Source organism: Saccharothrix sp. CB00851, assembly GCF_001905065.1.
Classification (GTDB): Bacteria; Actinomycetota; Actinomycetes; order Mycobacteriales; family Pseudonocardiaceae; genus Actinosynnema.
In genome coordinates, this window is the sequence record NZ_LWLC01000056.1 from 248,636 (window position 1) to 254,375 (window position 5,740).

Genomic DNA, 5,740 nt, shown 5'->3' on the forward strand with positions numbered 1-5,740 from the left:
CCGACCACCGCGGCCCGCCGACCCGGCTCCGACACCCGGAGTCGAGCAGATCCGGCGCGCCACCGCCGGCGAGTTCGACGTGGACCGGGCCCGCGGGTCTGCCGGGACGCCCGGGATCACGGGACCCGGGCCATCCCCGGTCGGTCAGATCAGCTGGAACTCGTAGATCGAGGACTCGACGTGGACCATGCCGTACTCGTTCGCGGCCGCGGCGATCGCCGGGGTCCACCCGATCAGCGAGCCCGGGATCTCGATCCGGTTCGACTGGTGCTTGCGCACGAGGAAGCCCATCTTCACCGCGAGGGCGACGATGGCCTGCGGGTCGCCCATGGTGTCGCTCGTGTTCATGTAGATGAGCCCGCCCTCGACCAGGTGCGGTTTCACCTCGTGGAAGAACCGCTGGTGGATCGAGTAGCCCGGGTCGAACACCGACTGCTCGATCGGCCGGTCGTAGGTGCGGTCCTCGCGCGCCCGGACGAGCGGCGGGTTCGACACGATCAGGTCGAACACGTCGTCCGGCCCGAGGGCGTGGAACAGGTCGCTGGTCAGCGCTTCCACCTGGTGCCCGACGCCGTGCGCCTTGGCGTTGAGTTCGGTGTTGGCCACCGCGGCGGGGTTGATGTCGGCCGCGACGACGCGCTCGCAGCCGCTCCTGGCGGCCATGACGCTCGTCACCCCCGCACCGCACCCGATTTCCAGGAACCGCGTGCCCGGACCGAGCGGCAGGGAGGAGGTGAAGGCCTCGGTCGCCGGGTCGGGCGGCCACACCTCGGGCAGGACGGTCCAGTCCAGTCCCATGAGCTGTTTGGTGCCGCCGACCTTGAGGAGGTCATCGGCCTGGGCGACCAGCCAATCGCCCACGTCTTCGGCAAACGTTCTGTCCACGGTTGTTCCTTGAAAGTCGGAAGTGTCGCCGGGGCGAATCGGCGATGGACGACGAGTTCGTGCCGGGCGCGCGCGAATACGCGCGGAGAACCCGCGTAAGCCCCCCTTCGGCTGGGGGCATGTTAGAGGGTGCCCGGGAACGCGACAAGGGTGCGTTCGACCCCGTGCCGGGATGACTTCGGGTGAACGGGTGGTGAACGCGTCTCGATACGTCGCGGAGTGGGATCTGGCGCGGTCGGAGGTATTTGTCGGCGACCCGTCCGCAGGCGGTGGTGGACCCCGTACGGCGGGCGCGGGATTGAAGTCGCGCGGATTTGAAAGTTTTTCTGGTTCGCCCCGCAACGGGTAGTGTGGTGATTCCCTGCGGCGCAGGTGTCCGGCCTGGTATGGCGGTGCTCGTGGGTGGGTGGATCAGGGCGGGCGCACGGCGTGCTGACCTGCGTGACGGTTCGGGTCCGGTCGGGTCGGGGTACGGCCGGTCAATCCCGGCCAATTGAGACGACGTTGGTCCGATTGAGGGATCGGGCGGTGATCCGGCCACTTCGGTGCGCACCGCGAGGTAGTGGTGGCAGTTCCATTGCCCTTCTCTTAACTTCACACAAATCAGGGTCGAATCCCCGGGAAAGGCTGTCCCCGGCGGTGCCGAAGACCCCCTTATAACGTACCGGCGAACCGGGGCTGTGATCGACGGGGCGTGACGAACTCGTCTCACAGCGTGGCAACCCGCGGCGTCCGGTGCAGGTCGGCGCCGCGGTGTCCGGCGCGCCGCCGAGGCGGTCGCGCACCCGGTCGTCCAGGCCGCGGGGGGTGCCGGATACCGGCGGGTCGGTTGCTTCGGGCGCGAATGTGAGGGCTCCGCACGGTTCGCGGAAATCCCCTGTGGCACAACGGTTCCGCTAGTCCAGGTGTGTCCGACTAACACCGTATGAAGATCCACTTCTGGCCCTCCGCGGCAATGTCGCGCACCAACCGGCAAGATCAACTTCGGTGAACCGAAGTGTGCGACTCGTTATCTCCGTGACTTCTCGGTCGCTACCGGGAATGTTCGCGCACGTACGGGCCGCAATCGTGCGACTACCTGCCGTAGCTTCGGTGAAACCTTTACGTGCCTGCGGCGTTCTGTGTATCGTCCGTCGCACGGAAGGTACTAACCGGACGTAGTTCGCAAACGGCGTAGTGAAAGCCTCCTCCCGGACGAATGGCCTCCGGAGGGGCTGATCTCGCATGGTTCGGGCGAACTGGGTCCGCCTATTTCGGATGTGCGGGTCCGAAGGATGGGGTAATAGGGCGCGAAGTCTCTCCGCCGACGTTGTGCCAGCCCTTGGCATCACGTCGGCAGGCGGCGCGCGCAAAATAACGTGTGGGGACGTTAGGGCGCGCTGCGCGCACTCTCATTCATTACAGGGGCGACTGGGGCATGGCGACAGTAGGAGTTATCGGCGCGGGCGTGATGGGCAAGGACGTGGCCATCACCTGTGCGGCCAATGGTTACGACGTTATTTTGTCCGATCACGATCCGGAGGTGCTCGCCGCGGCACCTCGGGACGCCCGTCAGCTCGTCCGGAAGTTCCGCATGATGTCCCCGGCGACGGGCTCGTGGAAAGCCGACGAAATCCTCGGTCGCATCCGGTTCAGCGCCGACCTGGGCGACCTCGCCGAGGCCGACTGGATCGTGGAGAACATCGTCGAGGACCTGGCCGCCAAGGAGCGGCTGTACCTCGACCTGCGCGACGTCTGCGGCGAGGGCGTGAAGATCGCCGCGAACACGAGCTGCATCTCCATCACCAAGCTCGGCGCCGCCCTGGCCCGACCGGAGGACGTCGTCGGCATCCACTTCATGAACCCCGTGCCGCTGCTGGAGTGCGCGGAGGTCGTGCGCGGCTTCCACACCTCCGCCGACACGATCAAGCGGGCCGAGGAGTTCGTCGGCTCGCTCGGCAAGCGGTCCATCGTGGTCAACGACATGCCGGGGTTCGTGTCGAACCGGCTCTCGCACCTGTTCATGAACGAGGCCGCCTTCCTTGTGCACGACGGGGTCGCCGAGCCGGAGCAGGTCGACGCGATCTTCAAGCTCGGCTACGGGCACCGGATGGGCCCGCTGGAGACCGCCGACCTGATCGGCCTCGACACCGTCGTGAACTCCCTGAACGTGCTCTACGAAGAGTTCCAGGACAGCAAGTTCCGCTGCTGCCCGACGCTGAAGAAGATGGTCGCCGCCGGTCTGCTCGGTCGGAAGAGCGGCCAGGGGTTCTACACGTACTCGGATCGCTGAACCGCAGAACCGCCGGAGCAGGGTTCACTTTGGGAGACGTCGATACATGAAGATGGTCAAGTGCGTCGTGTGGGACCTCGACGACACGCTGTGGCACGGCACCCTGTCCGCGGGCGACGACCTCGTCCTGCGGGAGGGCGTGGTGGACCTGGTCAAGACGCTGGACGCCCGCGGCATCCTCCAATCGGTCGCCAGCAAGAACAACCACGACGACGCGATGCGCAAGCTGGAGGAGCTCGGCCTGGCCGAGTACTTCCTGTACCCGCAGATCAACTGGAACAGCAAGTCCAGTTCCGTCGCCGCGATCCGGCAGAAGCTCAACATCGGCATCGACACGATCATGTTCGTGGACGACCAGCCGTTCGAGCGCGACGAGGTCGCCTTCGCCCACCCCGAAGTCGAGACGGTCGACTCGGCGGAGCTGGCCACGCTGCTGACGATGCCGCGCCTGAGCCCGAAGGTGGTGACCGAGGACGCGAGCCGTCGTCGCCTCATGTACCTGGAGGACCAGGCGCGCACCGAGGCCGAGTCGGAGTACCAGGGCGCCGCGGACGAGTTCCTCGCCGGCCTCGGGATGATCTTCCACATCGCCCGGGCGAAGGGCGACGACCTGCGGCGCCTCGAAGAGCTGACCGAGCGCACGAACCAGCTGAACTCCACCGGCATCCAGTACTCCTACGAGCAGCTCGAAGAGCTCATGCACAGCCCGGACCACGACCTGTGGGTGTGCGAGCTGACCGACCGCTACGGCTCGTACGGCAAGATCGGCATGGCGCTGGTGGAGAAGCAGGACGACCGCTGGACGATCAACCTCCTGCTCATGTCCTGCCGGACGGTGTCCAAGGGCGTCGGCACGGTCCTGCTGTCGTTCCTGCTCAAGCAGGCCGCGGAGAACGGCAAGCGCCTGTTCGCCCGCTTCCGCCGCACCGACCGCAACCGCCAGATGCTGGTGACCTACCAGCTGGCGAACTTCCGCGTGGTGTCGCACGAGGGCAGTGATTACCTGTACGAGAACGATCTCGCGGTGCGCCAGGAATACCCCGAGTACATCAAGGTCGAGATCGATGCATGACGAGGCGGTGGTGAACATGGCAGACGTCACGGTGGCCGACTACGCGGCCAACATCCGGGCCTACCTGCGGGAGAACATGACCGCGTTCAAGGACGTCGAGCTGGACGACGAGGACAACATCTTCGAGCGCGGCTTCTTCACGTCCTTGTTCGCCATGCAGCTCCTGCACTACGTGGAGTCGACGTTCGACGTCGAGGTGCCGGACGACTACATCATGCTGCGGAACTTCAGCTCGGTCCGCCGCCTCGCCGACATGGTCGCCGAACTGAAGAGAACAGCTGGTGAGTGAGGTAGACCCGGCCGACGTCATCGCGCGGGCACGGTCGTTCGCCGAGACCGAACTCGCACCGCGGGCCGCGGAGTTCGACCGCGAGGAGCGCCTGCCGCACGACGTCGTGCGCAGGATGGCGGACGAGGGCTTCCTCGGCGCGTCGATCCCGGCGAAGTGGGGTGGCCTCGGGCTGGACCCGTTGGCGTACGGCGAACTCACCGAGGTCATCGGCAAGGCGTGCGCCTCCACGCGCGCGCTGCTGACCGTGCACACGTCCATCGTGGCCACGACGCTGCTGGAGCTGGCGTCCAAGCGGCTCAAGGAGAAGTACCTCACCGCCCTCGCGCGCGGCGAGAAGATCGGCTGCTTCGCGCTGTCCGAGGAGAACGCCGGGTCCGACGCCGCCGCGGTGGAGACGACCTACACCAGGAAGGGCGACACCTTCGTCCTCAACGGACGCAAGAAGTGGACGTCCTTCGCCGGGATCGCCGACCTGTTCCTGGTCATCGCCTCCGACAACGGTGTCACGAGCGCGTTCGTCGTGGAACGGGACATGCCGGGCGTGGAGACCCGGCCGAAGTCCGGGTTCCTGGGCAACCGGGCGACGCACATCGCGGAGGTCGCCTTCGCCGATGTCGAGGTGCCCGCGGAGAACCTCATCGCGGGCATCGGCGCCGGCTTCGGCTTCGTGGTCAACACCGCGTTGCTGCACGGTCGGTACAGCATCGCGTGGGCGGGCGTCGCGCTGGCACAGGCGGCGCTGGAGGAGATGTGCTCCTACGCGACCCGCCGCGAGCAGTTCGGCGTCAAGATCGGTACCCAGCAGTTGGTGCAGAAGATGGTCGCGGACGCCGTCACGAACGTCGCCGCAGCGCGGGAGCTGTGTCGGCGCGCGGGCCGCTTCCTCGCGCCGCGCAACGCCGACGCGGCCATGGAGACCAACATCGCCAAGTACTTCTCGTCCACGATCGCCCAACGCGCGACGTCGGACGCGGTGCAGGTGCTCGGCGGGAACGGGTGCTGGTCGGGATACCCGGCGGAACGCCTGTTCCGGGAGGCGAAGATCCTCGAGATCATCGAGGGCACCTCGCAGTTGCAGCAGGTCATGATCGCCGACTTCGGCTACAAGAAGTACGCCAGGAAGAACCAGAGCCAATGAACCGTGTCCTATTCCGCGTGCCGCGAACACATCGGAGGCCGTCATGGCAAGCACCCCGCGCGACCGGGTGGTGAGGCGGCG

Annotated in this window: 5 protein-coding genes; 4 read left to right on the plus strand and 1 reads right to left on the minus strand. The window is 66.7% G+C overall.

What is annotated here, in order from left to right; translation table 11 throughout:
- Positions 1-144: 144 nt before the first annotated feature.
- Positions 145-885, minus strand: coding sequence for a methyltransferase (locus A6A25_RS38285; protein WP_073898834.1), 741 nt, complete (start codon positions 883-885; stop codon positions 145-147).
- A 1,417-nt stretch (positions 886-2,302) separates the two neighbouring features.
- Between A6A25_RS38285 and A6A25_RS38290 the strand changes: the two genes are divergently transcribed.
- The 4 genes from A6A25_RS38290 to A6A25_RS38305 are packed head-to-tail and all read left to right on the plus strand — an operon-like array spanning position 2,303 to position 5,659.
- Positions 2,303-3,157, plus strand: a complete 855-nt coding sequence (locus A6A25_RS38290; protein ID WP_073898836.1) for a 3-hydroxyacyl-CoA dehydrogenase family protein — start codon at positions 2,303-2,305, stop codon at positions 3,155-3,157.
- A 46-nt stretch (positions 3,158-3,203) separates the two neighbouring features.
- Positions 3,204-4,229, plus strand: coding sequence for an HAD-IIIC family phosphatase (locus A6A25_RS38295; protein ID WP_073898838.1), 1,026 nt, complete (start codon positions 3,204-3,206; stop codon positions 4,227-4,229).
- Positions 4,222-4,518, plus strand: a complete 297-nt coding sequence (locus A6A25_RS38300; RefSeq protein WP_073898840.1) for a phosphopantetheine-binding protein — start codon at positions 4,222-4,224, stop codon at positions 4,516-4,518. Before A6A25_RS38295 ends, A6A25_RS38300 begins: the two co-directional genes overlap by 8 nt.
- A complete protein-coding gene (locus tag A6A25_RS38305; RefSeq protein WP_073898842.1) occupies positions 4,511-5,659 on the plus strand; it encodes an acyl-CoA dehydrogenase family protein in 1,149 nt (382 codons plus the stop codon). The genes A6A25_RS38300 and A6A25_RS38305 overlap by 8 nt, the downstream gene beginning before the upstream one ends.
- Positions 5,660-5,740: the final 81 nt, after the last annotated feature.

Bases quoted from the DNA above. Each gene is read 5' to 3' on its own strand.
- A6A25_RS38290 (WP_073898836.1), top strand. From the start codon at position 2,303: ATGGCGACAGTAGGAGTTATCGGCGCGGGCGTGATGGGCAAGGACGTG.
- A6A25_RS38295 (WP_073898838.1), top strand. From the start codon at position 3,204: ATGAAGATGGTCAAGTGCGTCGTGTGGGACCTCGACGACACGCTGTGG.
- A6A25_RS38300 (WP_073898840.1), top strand. From the start codon at position 4,222: ATGCATGACGAGGCGGTGGTGAACATGGCAGACGTCACGGTGGCCGAC.